The sequence below is a fragment of the Salinispora oceanensis genome, assembly GCF_000383575.1.
In the GTDB taxonomy this organism is placed as follows: domain Bacteria; phylum Actinomycetota; class Actinomycetes; order Mycobacteriales; family Micromonosporaceae; genus Micromonospora; species Micromonospora oceanensis.
The window spans coordinates 2,625,040-2,644,339 of record NZ_KB911579.1 but is presented as its reverse complement, the minus strand read 5'-3'; the positions used below and the strand labels follow the sequence as shown (position 1 = coordinate 2,644,339).

18 protein-coding genes and 1 pseudogene are annotated in these 19,300 nt (G+C 70.6%); 4 read left to right on the top strand and 15 right to left on the bottom strand.

Annotated features, from left to right (window positions below):
- From SALPAC4_RS0112380 to pdxH, 10 genes and pseudogenes are all read right to left on the bottom strand, one after another.
- On the bottom strand, window positions 1-1,968 hold the full coding sequence (locus SALPAC4_RS0112380; protein ID WP_019870596.1) for a DUF5941 domain-containing protein: 1,968 nt from the start codon (window positions 1,966-1,968) through the stop codon (window positions 1-3).
- A pseudogene (locus tag SALPAC4_RS0112375) lies at window positions 1,965-2,570 on the bottom strand (ABC transporter ATP-binding protein); the annotation flags it as partial. The gene SALPAC4_RS0112380 and the pseudogene SALPAC4_RS0112375, both read right to left, overlap by 4 nt.
- A gap of 145 nt (window positions 2,571-2,715) precedes the next feature.
- A complete protein-coding gene (locus SALPAC4_RS0112370; protein ID WP_019870594.1) occupies window positions 2,716-3,543 on the bottom strand; it encodes an ABC transporter permease in 828 nt (275 codons plus the stop codon).
- Window positions 3,544-3,598: 55 nt separating this feature from the next.
- Entirely contained in the window at window positions 3,599-4,996 is a 1,398-nt protein-coding gene (locus SALPAC4_RS0112365; RefSeq protein WP_019870593.1) for an L-serine ammonia-lyase, read from the bottom strand.
- A 198-nt stretch (window positions 4,997-5,194) separates the two neighbouring features.
- Window positions 5,195-6,355, bottom strand: coding sequence for an acyl-CoA dehydrogenase family protein (locus SALPAC4_RS0112360; RefSeq protein WP_019870592.1), 1,161 nt, complete (start codon window positions 6,353-6,355; stop codon window positions 5,195-5,197).
- Window positions 6,356-6,389: 34 nt separating this feature from the next.
- Window positions 6,390-6,695, bottom strand: a complete 306-nt coding sequence (locus tag SALPAC4_RS0112355; protein ID WP_011904347.1) for a type II toxin-antitoxin system VapB family antitoxin — start codon at window positions 6,693-6,695, stop codon at window positions 6,390-6,392.
- A 185-nt stretch (window positions 6,696-6,880) separates the two neighbouring features.
- Window positions 6,881-7,483, bottom strand: coding sequence for a nitroreductase family protein (locus SALPAC4_RS0112350; RefSeq protein ID WP_018731555.1), 603 nt, complete (start codon window positions 7,481-7,483; stop codon window positions 6,881-6,883).
- A gap of 13 nt (window positions 7,484-7,496) precedes the next feature.
- Window positions 7,497-8,423 carry an aldose 1-epimerase family protein gene (locus tag SALPAC4_RS0112345; RefSeq protein ID WP_019870591.1) on the bottom strand — a complete coding sequence of 309 codons (927 nt, stop codon included), beginning with the start codon at window positions 8,421-8,423 and terminating at the stop codon, window positions 7,497-7,499.
- A gap of 48 nt (window positions 8,424-8,471) precedes the next feature.
- On the bottom strand, window positions 8,472-9,764 hold the full coding sequence (locus SALPAC4_RS0112340; protein WP_019870590.1) for an MFS transporter: 1,293 nt from the start codon (window positions 9,762-9,764) through the stop codon (window positions 8,472-8,474).
- Window positions 9,761-10,426: a pyridoxamine 5'-phosphate oxidase gene (pdxH, locus tag SALPAC4_RS0112335; protein ID WP_019870589.1), complete on the bottom strand. Its 666-nt coding sequence runs from the start codon at window positions 10,424-10,426 to the stop codon at window positions 9,761-9,763. Before pdxH ends, SALPAC4_RS0112340 begins: the two co-directional genes overlap by 4 nt.
- A 241-nt stretch (window positions 10,427-10,667) precedes the next feature.
- Between pdxH and SALPAC4_RS0112330 the strand changes: the two genes are divergently transcribed.
- The 3 genes from SALPAC4_RS0112330 (at window position 10,668) to sepH (ending at window position 14,379) form a co-directional block, all read left to right on the top strand.
- Window positions 10,668-11,774, top strand: a complete 1,107-nt coding sequence (locus SALPAC4_RS0112330) for a citrate synthase 2 (protein WP_019870588.1) — start codon at window positions 10,668-10,670, stop codon at window positions 11,772-11,774.
- A 219-nt stretch (window positions 11,775-11,993) separates the two neighbouring features.
- Window positions 11,994-13,121: a phosphoserine transaminase gene (gene serC, locus SALPAC4_RS0112325; RefSeq protein ID WP_019870587.1), complete on the top strand. Its 1,128-nt coding sequence runs from the start codon at window positions 11,994-11,996 to the stop codon at window positions 13,119-13,121.
- 184 nt (window positions 13,122-13,305) lie between these two features.
- Window positions 13,306-14,379: a septation protein SepH gene (gene sepH / locus SALPAC4_RS0112320; protein WP_019870586.1), complete on the top strand. Its 1,074-nt coding sequence runs from the start codon at window positions 13,306-13,308 to the stop codon at window positions 14,377-14,379.
- A 1-nt stretch (window position 14,380) separates the two neighbouring features.
- Here sepH and thpR read toward each other — a convergent pair whose 3' ends face one another.
- From thpR to SALPAC4_RS0112295, 5 genes are all read right to left on the bottom strand, one after another.
- Complete coding sequence (gene thpR, locus SALPAC4_RS0112315; RefSeq protein WP_027644569.1) at window positions 14,381-14,959, bottom strand: RNA 2',3'-cyclic phosphodiesterase; 579 nt, start codon at window positions 14,957-14,959, stop codon at window positions 14,381-14,383.
- Between the two features lie 31 nt (window positions 14,960-14,990).
- Window positions 14,991-15,500, bottom strand: coding sequence for a hypothetical protein (locus SALPAC4_RS0112310; protein ID WP_019870584.1), 510 nt, complete (start codon window positions 15,498-15,500; stop codon window positions 14,991-14,993).
- 82 nt (window positions 15,501-15,582) lie between these two features.
- Entirely contained in the window at window positions 15,583-16,863 is a 1,281-nt protein-coding gene (locus SALPAC4_RS0112305) for an MFS transporter (RefSeq protein ID WP_019870583.1), read from the bottom strand.
- Window positions 16,864-16,929: 66 nt separating this feature from the next.
- Complete coding sequence (locus SALPAC4_RS0112300; protein WP_019870582.1) at window positions 16,930-17,379, bottom strand: MarR family winged helix-turn-helix transcriptional regulator; 450 nt, start codon at window positions 17,377-17,379, stop codon at window positions 16,930-16,932.
- A gap of 112 nt (window positions 17,380-17,491) precedes the next feature.
- Window positions 17,492-19,003: an NCS2 family permease gene (locus SALPAC4_RS0112295; RefSeq protein WP_033664091.1), complete on the bottom strand. Its 1,512-nt coding sequence runs from the start codon at window positions 19,001-19,003 to the stop codon at window positions 17,492-17,494.
- A gap of 50 nt (window positions 19,004-19,053) precedes the next feature.
- On the opposite strand from SALPAC4_RS0112295, the gene SALPAC4_RS0112290 reads away from it, so the two are divergent.
- Window positions 19,054-19,299 (top strand): DUF2530 domain-containing protein, encoded by a 246-nt coding sequence (locus SALPAC4_RS0112290; protein WP_019870580.1) that lies wholly within the window; start codon window positions 19,054-19,056, stop codon window positions 19,297-19,299.
- The last annotated feature ends 1 nt before the right edge of the window (window position 19,300 follow it).

The window sequence follows — 19,300 nt, the reverse complement described above, 5'->3', positions numbered from 1 at the left end:
CTAACCCGGTGGGCGACCGCCAACAGCACCTGTCGATCCCGCCGCCCCTACGGCGCGGGCAGGCCGAATCACCCAGGCGAGGGCCACGCTCCCCACGAAGACCACTAAAAGGTATATACCGAGTGTAGCCATGCCAATAGCAGCAATTCCGGTAATCGCGGAGAGCGTCAGCACCGCTGACCGCCCTTCCCAGCCCAGCGTGGCTTCGTGCAGCGGCGGGGCCAGCTTCCGCTTCTCCAGCCGCGCGGTCAGGTCGTAGTGGTGCAGGGTCAGCACGAAGACGTACCCAAAGACCAACCAGGCGGGGACACCCCCGAGCACGCCGACCGCGATCGCGAAGAGATATTCCGCCGCGCGTAGCGCCGCCGGCACCAGCCAGTCCAGCGCCCCGCCGTGACCGGCCCGCGCCCCCGCGGCAGCCAGCAGCAGCCCACCGAGCCCGACCAACGCCGTCCACCGCGGGAGGGAATCCGAGCCGAGGAGTGCGAGCCCGAGCAGCACCGCCGGCACCAGCACCGCCGACACCGCCAGCCCCAGCGGGCCCGGCCAGCGCGGCGTCGGCAGGGCGCGGGCCAATGGGCCGTCGTCCCGATGCAGGGAGGTGTCCACCGTGTTCAACACTCCGACCCGCATCGAGCGGGCCCGCAGCAGCCGCAGTGCCGCGGTGTAACCGAGCGCCAGCACCATCCCGGTCAGCACCGCGAACAGGGCGACCCGCTGGTCGAACAAGGCTGCCGCCAGGGCGATCAACGCCCAACGCTCACCGATTGGGAAGACCACCGTCCGCTTCAGCCAGTAGGTCACCGAACCGACATCGGCCTGCACCCGGTTCGAGGCGGCACTGAGCCGGTCACCGAACCCACCCCCCGGGGTCACCCGCGGCCGGCGGGCTGCCTCGTCGTGCATCGCGCCATACCAGGTGTCACTCATGTGGCGGACGGTCTGCACGGCCATCGCGGCGATCGCCAGGGCCCACCCGTGGCGGAATCCGGCCTGGGTGGCGCCGTAGCCAAGCCCGGCGTAGACGATGAACTCCTTGGCCCGGTCGGCCATGGTGTCGAGCCACCCGCCCCAGGCGCTGAACGTACGGGTGTAGCGGGCGAGCTGCCCATCCACGCAGTCCAGCACGAAACCCAGGTAGAGCAGCACCGCGCCAGCGACCAAGGCGGGCCGCCCCCCGGCGCCGAACAGCAGCGCGGCCACCACCGCGAACGCCACCGAGATCATCGTGACCGTGGTGGGGCTGAGCCGGAGCTGGGCCGCCGCCTTCGTCACGTACGGCGACCAGGTACTGACGAAGAAAGTGGTGAAGAAGTCATCTCGCTCCTTCACCGACAGCCGCAACTCGGCCCGGTCCGGGTCAACGGCGGCGACGGCCGCCTCGGCCGCGGCCCGGTCGTCGGCGGCCGCGATCCGACGCGCGACGAGTAGCCGTACCCGGTGGGCGAAGGTCACCGCGTCGCGGGCCACCAGGTCAGCGAAGAGCCGGTCCACGGCGGGCTCGTCGTCCACGACACCATGGGCCGCGGCGGCTCCCACCGGTACGACCTCAGCGGCGAGCGCACGCGCGGCGGCGACCAGGACCGGCAGGTTGGCCGGATCGACCCGTAGCGCACCGCCGAAGACACCGGTGGCCTCGCCGTCCAGTGCCGCCGGGGGGCCAGCGGCGACCACCTGTCCCCGATCCTCGCGAACCACCGTCCGACCGGGCACCGGCGGACCCGCGAGTACCAGCGCCACCGTCGGCTCAGCCGGGCTGGTGACCAGGTGCCGCAGGACGGCCGTGTGCGCGACCAGATCAGCGCCGGTGACGAGGACCGGACCGGTGGCCGACTCCGCCAGGTCAGCCAAGGCGGCGAGGTCACTGACCAGCCGCACCTCGTCGATCCCCGCGTGGCGACACTGTCCAGCCAGGCGGTCGGCGAGGTCCGCTGATCCGTCGGCGGTCAACACGAGCGCGAGCGTCACCGGGCCACCGCCCCGTGGTACGCGGCCAGCGCCTCGGCCATCGTCCCGTCCACCATCATTCGACCGGCGTCGAGGTAGAAGCCGCGCCGGCAGAACCGGGTCAGGTCCTGTTCGTTATGTGATACCAGCACCAGAGTGCGCCCCTCTCCGAGCAGACGATCGATCGTCGCATAGCACCGCTGGCGGAATTCGGCGTCCCCAACCGCCGTAACCTCGTCCATCAGCAGGACGGGGTGCGGCAGGTGCGAGATGATCGCAAATCCGAGCCGGACCTTCATGCCGGACGAATAGTGCCGCACCGACGTGTCGAGGGCCTGCTCCACCTGCCTGCCCGCGAACGACACGATCTCGTCCACTCGGCGACGCAGGTAGCTCGGCGAGAGACCGTGTAGGCCGCCCACCAGGTAAAGGTTCTCCCGGCCGGTCAGGTCGGCGGAGAAGCCGGCGGAGAGCTCCAGCAGCGGGGCGACCGCGCCGCGCACGGTGATCCAACCCTCGTCGGGGATCAGCACGCCGGCGACGAGCCGCAGCAGGGTGCTCTTGCCGGTGCCGTTGCGGCCGATCACGCCGACCGTCTCGCCGGCCGCGATCGAGAAGGAGAGATCCCGTAGCGGCCAGAACCGCCCGTCGGCGCGACCGCCGCGACGCCCCCGGTGCAGGGCGAGGTCCCGCAGCCGCAGTTGCCGGCGGCGGTTCCGGACGAACCGGATGCCGAGCCCCGCCGCTTCAATGATCGGATCGGCCATCTCACAGCTCCTTGAGGACCGCCGGTTCGAGGCGGTGGAACGTCCACCAACCGACAACGAGTACCAGCAGACAGCCGGCGATCGTGGTGCCGAGTAGCCGGGCGTCGGGGAACTCGTCGGGGTACCAGACCGCATGGTGTAGTTGAAAGATCCCGACCAGGGGGTTCAGCTCGTACCCGGCCTTGAGCCAGTCGGGCAGGCGCGAGTCCCGAACCAGGCCGAAGGGGTAGATGATCGGCGTGGCGTAGAAGAGCACCCGGACGACCAACCGCATGACCCGCTCGACATCGCGCATCAGCACGTTGGCCGCGGAGAGCAGCAGCGCCAGGCCGACCAGCAGAACGCCCTGGAGGCTGATGGCCAGCGGGAGGGCGAGCACCGACCAGCCCGGGTGGATCCGCCCCGCCACCGCGTACGCCGCCGCGGCCGCCACCAGGAGGGGCAGGCCGGCCAGGTACTCGGCGACCCGCCCGGCGACCCGCCCGATCGGGAAGAACTGGCGGGGAAGGTTCATCGTGGTGATCAACCTGGCCTGGCCGGTCAGCGCGTTGGTCGCCTCGCCCAGCGCGGAGCTGGCCCACATCCAGGCGAAGATTCCGGTGAACAGGAACAGCGGGTACGAGTCTGCCGCCTCACCCAGATACCGATCGGTGTCCCGCTCGTACAGCACACCGAAGACGAACCAGTAGATGGCGCCGAAGCCCAACGGTTCGATCAGGGACCAGAGATAGCCCAACACGGACTGCTGGTACTTGACCGCGAGGTCCCGCCGGACGAGGATGCGCAGCGCGCCGCGATTCGACCAGAGCGTCCCGACGCCAGCGGCCACCGCGTCGCCTCCTGCCCGGTCCGCGCCACACCCCCCGCCGGCGGGCCGGTGGCACTTAGCACTCGATCACGTTGACGGCGAGGCCGCCCCGTGCCGTTTCCTTGTATTTGACCTTCATGTCCGCTCCGGTCTCCCGCATCGTCTTGATGACCTTGTCGAGCGAGACGTGGTGCACGCCGTCGCCCCGCAACGCGAGCCGGGCAGCCGTGATCGCCTTGATGCTAGCCACCGCGTTCCGTTCGATGCAGGGGATCTGCACGAGGCCGCCGACCGGATCACAGGTCAGCCCCAGGTTGTGTTCCATGCCGATCTCGGCGGCGTTCTCCACCTGCTCCGGGCTGCCCCCCAGCGCCTCGGCCAGCCCGGCCGCCGCCATCGAGCAGGCCGAACCCACCTCGCCCTGGCAACCCACCTCGGCGCCGGAGATGGAGGCGTTCTCCTTGAAGAGCACACCGATGGCGCCGGCCGCGAGCAGAAACCGCACCACACCATCCGCGGTGGCGCCCGGCCCGAACCGGTCGTAGTAGTGCAGGACCGCCGGAATGATGCCGGCCGCACCGTTGGTCGGTGCGGTCACCACCCGGCCACCGCCGGCGTTCTCCTCGTTGACCGCGAGGGCGAAGAGGGTCACCCAGTCCATCGCGCGCAGCGGATCCACCGCCCCCCGGCCCGCCGTCGACCGCATCGGGTCCGCGTCCAGCATCAGGCCGCGGTACAGCTCGGCGGCCCGTCGCCGGACCCGCAACCGGCCGGGGAGAACACCGTCGCGTTCACAGCCCCGCGCCACGCACTCCCGCATCACCCGCCAGATCTCCAGCAGGCCGGTGCGCACCTCCCGCTCGCTGCGCCAGGACAGCTCGTTGGCGAGCATCACCTCGCTGATCGACAGCCCGGTCTCCCGGGTCACGGTCAGCAGCTGCGCACCGGTCGAGAAGGGGTAGCGCACCGGGGTGGTGTCCGAGCTGATCCGGTCCGCCCCCGCCGCCGCCTCGTCCAAGACAAAACCACCCCCGACCGAGTAATAGGTACGGGCCCGAAGCTCGGCACCAGCCGAGTCGTAGGCGGCGAAGGTCATCCCGTTCGGGTGGTACGGCAACGACCGGCGGCGGTGCAGCACGAGGTCCCGAGCCGAGTCGAAGTCAATCTCGTGTGCGGCGAGCAGCGAGATCCGCTGCTCGGCACGGATCCGGTCGATCCAACCCTCGACGGCGTCGGTGTCGACCGTCTCCGGCTCCGCACCGGCGAGCCCGAGCAGGACCGCCCGATCACTGCCGTGGCCGCGACCGGTCGCTCCCAACGAGCCGAACAGCTCGGCGCGAACCCGTACCGTCTCGCTGAGCAGCCCATCTGCCTTGAGTCCAGCGACGAACGTCCGGGCGGCCCGCATCGGCCCGACGGTGTGCGAGCTGGACGGCCCGATACCGACACTGAAGAGATCGAAAATGCTGATCATGACTGCACTTCCTCGCCGTCCTACCCACCACGCGGGTCACCGGCCCGAGGTGACCGCCATCACGGCAGGCCTTCCCGGGTGCCCGGAAACTGTCGGGCCAGCCGGCCAGCCTACCCGCCCCGACCCTGAAACCCACCCGATGCCGCAGCACGCACCGGGAGCGGTCAGGCGAAAGCGGACAGCACACATCGGGAGCGGTCAGGCGAAAGCGGACATGCCTGTCAGCCGCTGCCCGATGACGAGCTGGTGAATCTCCGAGGTGCCCTCGTAGGTGAGCACGCTCTCCAGGTTGTTGGCGTGCCGCAGCACCGGGTACTCACCGGAGACGCCGTTGGCCCCCAGAATCGTGCGGCACTGCCGGGCGATCGCCAGCGCCTCCCGAACGTTGTTGAGCTTGCCCACGCTGACCTGGTCGGGGCGGAGCCGGTCGGCGTCCGCGAGCCGACCGAGCTGCAACGCCAGCAGGTAGCCCTTGCTCCACTCCACCGCCATGTCGGCGAGCTTCGCCTGGGTTAGCTGGAACGCGGCGAGGGGGCGACCAAACTGGGTGCGGCTGCTCGCGTACGCCAGCGCTGTCTCCAGGCAGTCCCGGGCCGCGCCGAGCGCTCCCCAGACGATCCCCAGCCGCGCCTCGGTGAGGCAGCCCAGCGGCGCCTTCAGCCCGGCGGCCTCGGGCAGTCGGGCCGTTGCCGGCAGCCGCACCTCATCAAGGGAGATCTCCCCGGTCACCGACGCCCGCAGCGACATTTTGCGCCGTATCTCGCGCACCGTCACTCCGGGCGTCCTGGTCGGTACGGCGAAGCCGCGGATCCCCTCGTCGGTACGGGCCCAGATCACCGCGACGTCCGCGATCACCGCATTGGTGATCCACATCTTGGTGCCGTGTAGCACCCAGTCGTCGCCGTCGCGGCGGGCCCGAGTGGTCATGGACGCCGGGTCGGAACCGTGGTCCGGCTCGGTCAGCGCGAAACAGCCGATCGTCTCCCCGGCAGCCATCGCGGGCAGCCAACGCTGCTTCTGCTCCGCGCTGCCGTAGCGCCAGATGGCGTACATCGCCAGCGCCCCCTGCACCGAGACCAGGGAGCGGATACCCGAGTCACCCGCCTCCAGCTCCAGGCACGCCAGGCCGTAGGCGACGGCCGAGGAGCCGGCACAGCCGTACCCGGTCAGGTGCATGCCGAGCAGGCCCAGCTTGCCGAACTCCCGGGCCAGCTCCCGGGCGGGCACGCGGCCCTCCTCATACCAGCCGGCGACATGGGGCCGCACCTGCTCGTCCACCAACCGGCGGACGACGGTGCGAATCTGCCGCTCCTCGGCGCTCAGCGACGAATCGACATCCAGCAGATCGAGAGGGCTCATGGGGACACCTTAACGAAGATTCACCCCGTGCTACTCAGTCGACCGCCGCGGGAAAGGCGAATACCCGGGCATGGATCTGGTTGCGCTGCTGCAGCGCGGCGCGCAGCGCCCGATGTAGCCCGTCCTCCAGGTAGAGCCCGCCGTTCCACTGCACCACGTGCGGAAACAGGTCGCCGTAGAAGGTCGAATCCTCGGCGAGGAGTTTGTCCAGCGCCAACTCGCGCTTCGTGGTGATCAACTGATCCAGTCGCAGCGGACGCGGCGGGATCTCGGCCCACTGCTTGAGCGTCAGGCTGTGCTCGGGGTATGGACGCCCATCCCGGACCGCTCTGAAGATCACGACGGTAAGCTCCCCTCCCCGCGACCGGCCGCGCCCGACCCGGCACCGCTGCGTGCGACGCCGCCAGCGGCGGCGCCAATGACCGTGTCAGCGTAACCGGCCAAGTCACGCCATGTTCTACTGCTTTATGCCAGTTTCGCCCTGACAGATCGCTTTATCAAACAGACAAACCGCTTCTTTCAGGACTAACTCCACCTACCACGTCGGACCACCTCATCCACCGGGCGGCGCCCGCGGCGAAGCGATGGCGATCGTTGATCCACCGCACGGTAGCCGATGGTGACCGCGCCAACCGGCTCATACTCCGGCGGCACTCCAAAAGCCGCCCGATAGTCCGCCAGCCGCTGCGGCGGAATACCGAAGAAGCAACCGCCCAGCCCCTCGTCAACGGCGGTAAGCAGCATCAACAACGCGGCGAAGCCGGTATCGATGTACCAGTAGGGCATCGACCAGCGCTCCGTTGACCGATCCGCCCACCCCTTGTCCGGCTCGGCGTACCGGTCCAGGTACGCCGAACGGTTGGCGTGCGGCACGATGATCAATGGGGCCCGGCGCATTCCGGCCAGCCAGCGTTCCCGGCCGCCCGTGCCCGGCGTCGTCGCCGCCCAGAACCGATCCCGATCCTCGGCGGCCTCCAGCACCAGGAACCCCCACCCCTGGGAAAAGCCCGCCGACGGCGCCCGGATCGCGTGCGCCAACAGGCGGTCCACCACCTCCGGTGGAACCGGCCGATCCGGATCGTAGTTCCGGACCATCCGACGACGCCGGACCACCTCAACGAACTCCATCGCACCTCCTCGACTACGCCGGCCGGATGCCCCAGGCGCCCTGCCAGGTGTCGCCCGGCCGCAACGTAATCAGATCCCGGCCGGAGCGGAACGCATCCGGTGGGCAGGTCATCGGCTCCAGCGCCACCGAACGGCGACGCCGCGACCCGGAGCGGGTGTCCCCGGTGAAGACCTGCCACCAGCCAAACCGCCGGTCCGCCCAGACCCGGATCCGGGACCCGCCATCCGGGGCGGCCAGCTCGACCGCCGAACCACCGTCGTCGTCCCGGACCAGGTCACCGAAGGTGTCGTCCAGCACCGCCCGGCCGATCCGACGCGGCACGGTCCAGTCGTACTCGGTGCCGACGACCGAGGACTGGGCAATCGGTAGCAGCCGCCCGTCCACCTGCAACCGGCTCCGCGCCGGCACTCGCAGCACCACATCGTCCACCGAGTCGCCCGGCACCCGCAGGTACGGGTGCGCCGCGAAGCCGAAGGGCGCCGGTTCGTTACCGCTGTTGGTCACCGCATGCTCAGCACGCAGCCCGTCCGGGCCGACAGCCCACCGACTCCGCAGCCGCAGCGACCAGGGGTAGCCGGGGGTGGCGGCCAACTCATAGCCGAGCGTCACCGCATCGGCCGACCGCTCCAGCAACTGCCAGGGCACCCAGTTGACCAGCCCGTGGAAGGCCGCCTCGTGTTCCGGATCGCTGATCGCCAGCTGGAGATCGCGGCCCTCGAAGTGGTAGCTACCGTCCCGGAGCCGATTCGGCCAGGGGGCGAGCACCTGGCCGGCGGAGTCCGGGCACAGCTCGGCTGCGGTGTACCCGTCCAGGTGCTCGACCCCGTCGGAGCGGTAGGTCCGGATTCCGCCACCAACCTCGACGATCACCGCCTCGTGGCCGGCAGCCGCGATGCTCCACTGTGCCCCCGAGGGGGCCCACTGCCCGGGGAAGTCCATCCCCGGACCCTAGCCGGTAGAACCGCTGCTCGCTGCCGACAGCACCGGTCAGACCCGCTGCTCGCTGGCCAAAGCCGCGGCCCGGTAGCGGATCAGGGCCGGGAAGGCCACCGCCAGCCCGAGCGCGAGTACGGCCGAGAGCAGCCCACCGCCGACCCAGGCGACACCGCTGCCGAAACCGCCCGCCATCGCGCCGGCCCGCAGGTCACCGAGGCGCGGCCCGCCGGCGACGACCACCGTGTTCACCCCCTGAAGCCGGCCCCGCATCCGGTCCGGCGCGTAGACCAGCAGCATCGACTGGCGCAGCACCGCGCTCACCAGGTCGGCCGCACCGGCCACCGCGAGCAGCAGGACCATCAGCCAGAGCTGCTGGGCCAACCCCGCCGCCGCAACCGCCAGACCCCAGCCGACCACCACCACGACCAGCCCAAGCCCCTGCCGGTGCAGCCGGCTGATCCAGCCGGAGGTGAGGCCGGCCAGCATGGCGCCGATCGCGATGGCGCTGAAGAGCCAGCCGACCGCCGCCCCACCACCGAACCGCTCCTCGGCGATCTCCGGAAACAACGCCCGCGGCAGCGCCAGCACCATCGCTACCAGGTCGATGGCGAACGACAGCAGCAGCACCGGTGTGGTGGTCAGGTACCGGAGTCCGTCCCTGATCCCCGCCAGCCCACCGCGCCGCACCTCGCCGTCGCCGAGCGGCTCCGGCGGCATCGCCGGCAGCCGCAGCGCGGCCACCACCAACCCGGTGAACAGGAGCGCGTCCGCCGCGTACGCGATCGGCAGTCCACCCTCGGTGCCCGCGACCGCGAAGATCAGACCAGCCGCGAGCGGGCCGACCACCGAGGCCGCGGTGAAGGTGGTGTAGTTCAGGGTGGCCGCCGCCGGGACCAGCCCCGGTGGCAGCAGCCGGGGCAGGGCCGCGGTTCGCGCCGGTGCGCTGATCGCGAAGCCGGCCGAGTGGACGGCAACCAGCCCCAGCAGCAGCACCGGACTGCCCACGCCGAGCGAGGCCTGTGCCAGCAGACCGAGCATCGTGACCCAAAGCAACGCCGAACCGGCGAGCAGCACCCGGCGCCGGTCCCGGGCGTCGGCCACCGCGCCGCCCCAGAGCCCGAAGAGCAGCAGGGGCACAAAGCCGGCGAGGCCGAGCAGGCCGACCCAGTAGGACTGCCCGGTCAGGGCGTACATCTCCACCGGGACGGCGACCGAGGTGAGTTGGAAGCCGAACATCGCCATCGCGTTGCCGAGCCACATCCGGCGGAACGCCGGCACCGCCAGCGGACGCAGGTCGATCGCCCACCGGCTAGTTCGCCGCCGGGCCGCCCGCACCGCGGTCACGGCGCCAGCCGCTCGACGACCCAGCCGTCCCCGTCGGTGGCACGGAACCGCAGCCGGTCGTGCAGCCGACTCGCCTGGCCCTGCCAGAACTCCACCTGGTCGGGGCGGACCCGAAAGCCGCCCCAGTGCGGCGGCGCCGGGATCGGCACGCCATCGACAAAGCGCTCCGCCGCGGCCCGGTAGGCGGCGTCCAGCGCGGCCCGGTCCGGGAGCACCCGCGACTGCTCACTCGCCCACGCCCCGAGCTGGGAGCCACGCGGCCGGCTGGCGAAGTACGCCTCGGTCTCGGCCCGGTCGAGCCGCTCCACCCGACCGGTCACCACCACCTGGCGCTCCAGCACAAACCAGGGGAAGAGCAGGCTCGCGTACGGGCTGGCGGCCAGCTCGGTGCCCTTGCGCGACCCGTAGTTGGTGAACAGGACGAAGCCGTCCGGCCCATACCCCTTCAGCAGCACCGTACGGGCGCTCGGCCGACCAGCCGCGTCGGCGGTGCCGAGCACCATCGCGTTCGGCTCGGGCAGACCGGCGGCCACCGCCTCGGTGAACCAGCGGTCGAACTGGGTGTACCAGTCACTGGCCAGGTTCGTCTCGGTCAGGCCCAGGTCCCCGGCGTACTCGTTACGCAGGCTCGCCGGCGGGACTGTGTCGCCCGTCACATCCACTCCCCTCCCAGATGGCGGGCAGACCCATCGTGGCGCTGGCAGCCTGCCCGTACACCCCAGTGTCACCGATCCCCCGACGGCCGCTCCGGCCGGGGATGTCGCGTGAGGCACAGCCGTCACGGGTCGAAAGTCCCGTAGTCAGCAGGCAAGATGTCACGAACACATACCTGAGGGTCGCCTAAGGTGCTGGGCCCAACGAGGGCCCGTCCCGGGGCGCACCGAGCCAGATCCAGGAGACGACATGGCCGACTTCAAACCGGGACTCGAGGGCGTCATAGCCTTCGAGACCGAGATCGCCGAACCCGACCGGGAGGGTGGCTCGCTGCGCTATCGCGGCGTGGACATCGAGAATCTCATCGGTCAGGTCTCGTTCGGCAACGTCTGGGCCCTCTTGGTGGACGGACGGTTCGGCCCGGGTCTACCGCCCGCCGAACCGTTCCCGGTCCCGGTGCACTCCGGTGACATCCGGGTGGACGTGCAGTCCGCAGTGGCGATGCTCGCCCCGTACTGGGGTCTACACCAGCTGCTCGACATCTCCGACGAGCAGGCCCGCGAGGATCTGGCCCGGGTATCGGTGACCGCGCTCTCCTTCGTCGCCCAATCCGCGCGGGGCCTGGGCCTGCCGGCCGTACCGCAGAAGGAGATCGACAAGGCCTCCACCATCGTCGAACGCTTCATGAAACGCTGGCGGGGCGAGCCGGACCCGCGGCACGTCAAGGCGGTGGACGCGTACTTCATCTCGGCCGCCGAGCACGGTCTGAACGCCTCCACCTTCACCGCCCGCATCGTCGCCTCCACCGGCGCCGACGCGGCGGCCTGCATCTCCTCCGGCATCGGTGCGCTCTCCGGGCCGCTGCACGGCGGTGCGCCCTCCCGGGTGCTGAACATGCTCGAGGCGGTGGAGCGCAGTGGTGACGCCGAGGGGTACGTCCGGGGCGTGCTCGACCGCGGTGAACGGCTGATGGGCTTCGGTCATCGGGTCTACCGGGCCGAGGATCCGCGCGCCCGGGTGCTCCGCCGCACCGCCAAGGAGTTGGGAGCCCCCCGCTTCGAGGTCGCCGAGGCCCTGGAGAAGGCCGCCCTGGCAGAGCTGCACAGTCGCAAGCCGGACCGGGTTCTCGCCACCAACGTCGAGTTCTGGTCCGCGGTCGTACTGGACTTCGCCGAGGTGCCCGCCCACATGTTCACCTCGATGTTCACCTGCGCCCGGATGGGCGGCTGGAGCGCCCACATTCTGGAGCAGAAGAAGCTCCAGCGACTCGTCCGCCCCTCCGCCCGCTACGTCGGGCCCGGCCCCCGCCGGCCGCACGAGGTCGAGGGCTGGGACCAGGTCCCGCACGGCGTCTGACCGTCGCCCGGGCCGAGCCGGTCTCACCGGTGGGGCTGTGGCGTACGCCTCAGCCCCACCGGTGAGACCGGCGGTCATTCAGGCGGCGATGGGTGCAAGGATGAGGACTGGCAGCGCCGCCGGTCGGAGGATCGGCCGTGCGCGCCGCACATCGCGCGCCGTCGGTCGCCCGGCACCTCCCCGGCCCCTCCCTCGCCCACGCGGAAGGATTCCAAGACCGTGGCTGACACATCGACCATCCGAATTCCCGACGACATCAAACCCGCGGACGGGCGGTTCGGCTGCGGCCCGTCCAAGGTTCGTCCGGCGGCGGTCTCCGCACTCGCGGCGGCGGCGAGCGGCTACCTCGGCACCTCGCACCGCAAGAGCACGGTCCGCGACCAGGTCGCCCGACTTCGCCGGGGGATCGCCGAGTTCTTCACCCTGCCCGAGGGGTACGAGGTCATCATCGGCAACGGCGGCACCACCGCCTTCTGGGAGGTCGCCGCGTTCGGGCTGATCCGGGACCGGGCTCAGTTCGCCAGCTTCGGCGAGTTCGGCGCTAAGTTCGCCAAGTCGGTGCGGGACGCACCGTTCCTCGGTGAGCCGACCATTCGCCAGTCGCCGGCCGGTAGCGCCCCGAGCCTGGTGGCGGAGGCCGGCGTGGACGCCTACGCCACCCCGCACAACGAGACCTCCACCGGTGTCGCGGTCCCGATCCGCCGGGTGCCCGGCACGGACGAGGGCGCGCTGATGCTGGTTGACGGCACCTCCGGCGCCGGCGGTTTGGAGATCAACGTCGGCGAGACCGACGTCTACTACTTCGCCCCGCAGAAGTGCTTCGGTTCCGACGGCGGCCTGTGGCTCGCCCTGATGTCCCCGGCGGCGTTGGCGCGCGCGGCCGAGATCAAGGCCGCCGGCCGCTACATCCCGGCCTTCCTCGACCTGGGCACGGCGATCGACAACTCGCGGCTGGAGCAGACGTACAACACTCCAGCCCTGGCCACCATCCTCCTCGCCGCGGAGCAGACCGACTGGATGAACGCGCAGGGGGGCCTGACCTGGGCAGCCAAGCGCACCGCGGAGAGCGCCGGCATCATCTACGGCTGGGCGGAGCGCTCCCCGTTCGCCACGCCGTTCGTCACCGATCCGGCGCTGCGCTCCAACGTGGTCGCCACCGTCGACTTCGTGGACGAGGTGGACGCCACCGCCGTCGCGAAGGCGCTGCGCGCGAACGGAATCGTGGACACCGAGCCGTACCGTAAGCTCGGCCGCAACCAGCTGCGAATCGCCCTCTTCCCGGCGATTGAACCAGCCGATGTGGAGGCTTTGACGGCATCCATCGACCACGTGGTCGAACAGCTCTGACCTCCCGTCACGGTGGGTGGCCTTCCGCGCCGCGGCAGCCACCCACCGTGATCATTGTCGCAGCTCACTCGGGAATCACGGGGTGTCGGTTCCCCCACCTGCGGGCAGATGGGCGTACGGTGGTGCGAACGCCCGGGTGGCTCGCCTGTGGCGTGGGGCCAGCGAAGCGGGACGGAGGCAGACCATGCGCCCAGTACGCTTTGTCGCCCTCTCCGAGGACGGCCAGGCACTGGTCCTCACCGACGAGGTCGGACGACTTCTCGCGCTCCCCATTGACGAGCGCGTCTCCACCGCCCTGCACACCGAGCCCGGGGCCGCGCCCCTGGCGGTGGCCTCGACACCGGGCACCGACCCGACCCCGTCCCTCGCCCCACGGGACATCCAGGCCCGGATCCGGGCCGGCGAGTCCGCCGAGGATGTCGCCCGAATCGCTGGCGTCCCCGTGGACCGGGTGCTGCGCTACGCCGGCCCGGTCCTCCAGGAACGGGCCATGCTCGCCCAGCATGCCCGCCGCACCCGCCTGCGGGGGGCCGAGAAACCGACCCCGCTCGCCGAGGTGGTCAACGGTCGACTGTCCCAGCACGGCATCGACACTGAGAAGATCTCGTGGGATGCGTGGCGTCGCGACGACGGAGCGTGGCGGATCGTCGCCACCTGGCCCTCCGGCAAGGCCACCGCCCAGGCGGTGTGGGAGCTGGAGAAGTCCCGGCAGTCGGTGACACCGCACGACGACATGGCGCAGTACCTCTGCGCCGAGCGTCCCATGCCGATCCTCGGGCAGGAACCGACGTCCGAACGCGGTGGCCACGGGCTGCCCGGCCCGGCGCGGGCCGAGCCCGGCCGCGGTGGGCACGGCCTGCCGGGTCCGGTCGAGCCCACCCGGCCCAGCCGCGATCCGATCCGCGCCGGTCGGGACGCCCTGCTCGCCTCCCTGGACCGCCCACTCGGCGGCGCGTCCGGCCGTGGCCTCGAGCCCCGAAACCCGGCCAGCCCGGAGACACCGCGGCCACGGACTGTCGCTGGCGGCGCCGCGGCGCTGCTTGGCGGCGGCCCGGGGTCGGCCTTCGACGACGACTCGGACGCACCGAAGGAGGTGCCGGCCGTTCCCTCGCTGGCCGTGCTCCGGCCGCGCCGCACGGGTGCCACGACGGCGAACAGCACCGAGTCGAACGAGAGCAGCAGCAAACCGCGCAAGCGGCTACCGAGCTGGGACGACGTGCTCTTCGGCAGTGCCCCGGCAGCCCGCGAGTCCTCCTGACTCACAGCTGCCAGACGGCCAGGCGGTCATAGCTGCGGGGCGTCCCCGGTTGGCTTCGCGTCAGCACCAGTTCCCGCGCCGGCCACTGGGGGCCCTCGTAGTCCTGTAACGCGGCGATATCGGCCGCAACCTCGGCCGGTGTCAGTCGGTCGCCGGGCCGGGCCACGGTCAGGTGCGGGCGCAACGGCTTCTCGTCGTGGCGCAGGTCGTTGGCCCGCAGCCGGGACCGGACGAGTCGGCCCAGCAGGTGCAGCTCCGCCACCTCACCCCGCAGGTCCACCCACATGACCGTGGAGCGGCCCTGCCCGAACCTCCCACCGCCGGCCAGGCGAAGCCGCGGCGGGGCCGGCCACGAGTCGCGGGACCACCGCGCCGCCTGGTCGAGCGAGTGCTCCACGGCCTCCAGCCGGTCCGCTGCCACCGTGGCCAGGAAGGCGAGCGTGACGTGCGTCTGGGCCGGGTCGGCGAGGCGGACCCGGAGGCCGGCGGCGGCGGCCCTGCCGACCCGCAGCTCCGTGATCCGCGCGCGGAGATGCGCCACCGCCACCGGTGGTGGGTATACGGCGACGAAGAGTCTCAACCCGGCTGCCGGTCGCTTCCCCAGCTACCACTCAACGGCGGCGCTGACGGTGCTCTGGCCGGGCACCGGGCAGGATGAGACCGGCCCGGTGCAGCAACCCCTCGACCCGTACCCGTTCAATTTCCCGGTCCGCCCCGGTCAGCTCGTCCAGGTGCTGCGGGATTCCGAGGGCCGCACAGGCCAGCCGAAGCCGACTGTCGTAGCTGGCGAGTGCCGCTTCGTCCCAGACCGTGGCCCGCCCGGAGCCGCCGACCCGATGACCCCGAAGCTGGTGTAGCTCCGTGGCGAGCTGCTCCAGCGGCTGCCGATCCGGCCGGTCCAACCGGCTCAGGTCAAAGTTCCGGGTGAGCGCGTCCGCCTCGACCGCGCGGTCCAGGCGGGCGACTATCCGCCGTTCCCGCCGTCGGCTCCGCCACCGCGCCCATCGACAGGCGAATCGGTCAACGAGTTCGTCGGCGCAGATGAACAGGGCGATCACCATGGGTAGGCACACCACGGCAGCGACCATCAGGGTCACCAGTAGCGCACGTCCCGCCTCCACGCCCCGACGCTAGGCCGGCTGTGATCACCCTGCCACCGATTTGCCACAATAAGCCGTTTTGTCCGTATCGGGGTTCGGGGTCTCACACCCGTTCGGTGAGGTAGAAGCGGGGCATCGGCAGCACCCGGAACCGCAGTCGGGCTCCCGAGCGACGCAGCTGCCAGGCCAGGGCGAGCAGAGCAGCGGTGAGGGAGACCAGCCCGCCCATCCAAATGCTGGCCCCGGCGCCGTACGTCTCGGCGAGCCAACCGATAACCGGCGCGCCCACCGGGTTGGTACCCAGGAAAACCAGCACCCACAGCGCCATGACCCGGCCTCGGAAGGCGGCGTCGGTGCCCAGTTGGATGCGCTGGTTGCAGGCCTGGGCGAAGAAGACCGTGGAGAAACCGGTCGGCAGGAGCAGCGCCACCACCAGCCAGTACGTGGGCGCCAGCCCGACCAGGGTGCCGAAGGTGGCGCAGACGATAGCCGCGGAGAGCACCAGCCACACCGAGGGGCGACTGCGGCGCCCGGTGCCGGCCAGGGCCCCAGCCAGTGCGCCCACCGCAAGGGCGCTGCTGAACAGACCGAACGAGGCGGCTCCGGTGTCGAAGACGGTCTTGGCCAACGCGGCGAGGGTCAGCTGGAAGTTGAAGAGTGAGGTGGCGATGACCGAGATCAGGACCATCGGCAGCAGCAGGTCCGGCCGGCCCCAGACGTAGCGCAGCCCGTCCACCACCCGGGCCGAGGCCCGCTCCTCGCGCGGCGGTAGCGCCTCGCGATGCAGCTCGGCCGGGCGAATCCGGATCACGTTCACCAGCGGCGCGATTGAGCTGAGCGCGGTGACCAGGAAGACCGGCCCCACGTCAACGGCGGCGATGGCCAGGCCGGCGAGGGCGGGTCCGACGATTCGCGCGGAGTTGAAGGTGGCCGCGTTGAGGGAGAGAGCGTTCGGCAACAGCGGGGTGCCGACCAGTTCGGAGACGAAGGCCTGCCGGACCGGGGTTTCCACCGCGTTGGCGACGCCGAGGAGGGCGGCGAAGGTGAAGACGTGCCAGAGCTGCACCCGGCCGGTGATCACCAACAAGCTCATGGCCAGGGCGAGGACCGTCCAGAACAGGTTGGCGGCAAAGAGCAGGACGCGCTTGTCGTACCGGTCGGCGAGGCGCCCGGAGATCAGCGTGAGCAGCAGAACGGGAGCGAACTGGAGGGCGGTGACGATACCGAGCGCGGTGGCGGAGTTGTCGCTGAGCTCAAGGACGAGCCAGTCCTGGGCGATGAACATCATCCAGACGCCGATCAGCTTGATCAGCTGCCCGGAGGCGAATAGCCGGTAATTGCGGACCTGTAGGGACTGGAATATCGTGCTCAGCTTCTTCTGCACTCTTGGTGCGCCTCCCTCGCGTACGCGTCTTCGCCGTGACGGCGCAGGCGAGGCGAGGCGAGAGGTTCAGTTACGGGTGAGCTGTTGCAGAATCTCTGCTGCCTGGCGCAGCGTCTCCCGTTCCTCCGCACTCAGTTCGGCCAACCGGTGGGCCAGCCATTGGTCCCGAACGCGCTCGAACTGGTCCAGCACCGCTCCGCCCCCCTCCGTCGCGGCGAGGATCACCTGCCGGCCGTCGGTCGGGTGGGGGGTGCGCTGCACGAGGCCGCGCTCCTCCAGCTTCGCGACGATCTTGGTCATCGTCGGCGGCTGAACCCGTTCGACGTCGGCGAGTTCCCGGGGCGTCAGCGCGCCCGCCAGCCGGAGGCTGGTGAGCGCGGAGAGCTGGGTGACCGTCAGGTCACCAACCGGTCTGGCCTGGCGGACCCGCCGGTTGAGTCGGGTAATCGCATCCCGCAGCTGGACCGCCAGCTGCACCGGTGGCACGCTCTTCGCCGTCACCGTCTGCTCCGTCACTGTAGTTAGCCTAACTAATAAGCCTAGCTAACGACATGCGATATGACCAGGCTCACGCGGAGTACCACGCGAGGGCGCGGGGCCGGTCCGCTGCCCGACCCCGCGCCCCGCGTCACAGCAGTACCGACTCGATCGGTCCGCGCAGGAAGTACAGCACGAAGAGCGCCGCCACGCCGTACAGCAGCGGGTGGACCTCGCGCGTCTTACCCCGAGCGACCTTCATCAACACGTACACGATCACACCGGCGCCGATGCCGTTGGAGATCGAGTACGTGAACGGCATCAACACGATCGTGAGGAACGCCGGGATCGCGATCTCGAAGTCGGTCCAGTCGATGGTCCGCACCGCGGTCATCATCAGGAACCCGACCACCACGAGCGCGGTTGACGCGGCCTCGAAGGGCACCACCAGCACCAGCGGCGTGAGGAACATCGCCAGCAGGAAGAGCGCCCCGGTGACCAGGTTGGCCGCGCCCGTCCGGGCACCCTCCGCGACACCGGCCGCGCTCTCGATGTACGCCGTGTTACTGGACACGCTCGCGACACCGCCGCCGGCCGCGGCGATCGAGTCGACCAGCAGGATCTCCTTCGCCCGGGGCGGGGTGCCCTGCTCGTCGAGCATCCCACCCTCCTGGCCGACCGCCACCATCGTGCCCATCGTGTCGAAGAAGTCAGTGATGATCAGCGTGAAGATGAACATCAGCACGACCAGCCAGCCGGCCCGGCTCCACGAATCGAGCACGTTGAACTGGCCAAGCAGCGACAGATCCGGCACATCCAGGATTCGGCTCGGCAACTCGGGCACGGTCAGCGACCAGCCCTGGGGATTCGACACCCCGTTGACCACCGACGGGCCGATGTTGCCCAGCGCCTCGATGACGAGCGCCAACCCGGTCGAGGCGAGGATGCCGATCAGGATCGCGCCCTTGACCCGGCGTACCACCAGCACCAGAGTCAGCAGCAGACCCACCACGAAGACCAACATCGGCCAGCTGACCAGCTTGCCGCCGATGCCCAGGCCGACCGGGACGGTGGTGTTCGCCGCGTCCGGGAGCCGCCGGACGAAGCCCGCGTCAACCAGACCGATGATGGTCAGGAACAGCCCGATGCCGACCCCGATCGCCGCCTTCATCTGGGTGGGCACCGAGCGGAACACCGCGGTACGCAAACCGGTCAACACCAGCACCGCGATGATCACACCCTCGATCACCACCAGACCCATCGCGTCCGCCCAGGTCATCTCCGGGGCGATCTCGTACGCGACCAGCGCGTTGACGCCGAGACCGGCGGCGACCGCCAGCGGGAACCGGCCCACCACGCCCATCAGGATCGTCGCCAGGCCGGCGACCAACGCGGTCGCCGCGGCGAGCGCCGGGATCGGCAGCCGCTCCCCGGCGCCGTCAACGGCGGAGCCGAGGATCAGCGGGTTGAGCACCACGATGTAGGCCATCGTGAAGAAGGTCGCGAACCCACCACGCACCTCCCGGCCCAGCGTCGAACCGCGGGCGGAGATCTCGAAGTAACGGTCGAAACCGTTCCGCGGTGTCGCGGGCGGCGTGGCATCGTCGGGCGGGGCTACTGCCATCGGGTCCTCGCAGGTGCTCTCTTGTCTCGTCGGCCGCATCGTCGCAGACGGTCGGCCTGCCGGGGGAACTGATCCCGTACGCTTACTCCGTGCTGAAGCAGCCGCCACCGCGGCCGGAACCGCTCGACCCGCCGATGGCGCCGTTCGCCCTCGCCGGGATGGTCGGCTGGGCGATCGCCGGAATCGTGCTGCTGTTCTTTCGCGACCAGCTGGTGGAAACCGGCCGTGAAGGCTGGCTCTGGACCTGCCTGGCTGGGTTCCTGTGGGGTCTGCCCGGTCTCGCCGTGATGATGCGGCACGACTCGCACCGACGTCGCCGCCGCGCCGGTCACTGAC